This window comes from Microbulbifer flavimaris (assembly GCF_001641755.2).
Taxonomy (GTDB): Bacteria; Pseudomonadota; Gammaproteobacteria; order Pseudomonadales; family Cellvibrionaceae; genus Microbulbifer; species Microbulbifer flavimaris.
The window spans coordinates 1-296 of the sequence record NZ_LRFG02000015.1 but is presented as its reverse complement, the minus strand read 5'-3'; the positions used below and the strand labels follow the sequence as shown (position 1 = coordinate 296).

Annotated in this window: 1 protein-coding gene; it reads left to right on the top strand. The window is 41.9% G+C overall.

The window, feature by feature from the left end; all coding sequences use genetic code 11:
* The first annotated feature begins 11 nt into the window (after positions 1-11).
* On the top strand, positions 12-119 hold the full coding sequence (gene rpmE, locus AWR36_RS16510) for a 50S ribosomal protein L31 (RefSeq protein WP_269767057.1): 108 nt from the start codon (positions 12-14) through the stop codon (positions 117-119).
* Positions 120-296 lie beyond the last annotated feature (177 nt).

The following is a 296-nucleotide window of genomic DNA, read 5'->3' as shown; positions in this document are numbered from 1 at the left end:
CACTAGTTCGTATCGAAGTTTCTAGTGCTTCACATCCTTTCTTCACTGGTAAGCAATCACTGGTCGATACGGAAGGACGTGTTGAAAAATTCCGTCAAAAATACGGTATGCGCAAGTAAGCACTTCACACTGTTATTTTGTTGCAAAACAAAATATCCTGAAAAAGGCCGTTTCAAACGGCCTTTTTTATTTCTACGATTCCCTCATCTCCCTTCGATTTTCTTCACGCTCTTGGCTTGGCCTTTGCTACAATCTTTCTCATCCCGTTCAACCCAAGACAACGACTCCTATGATGA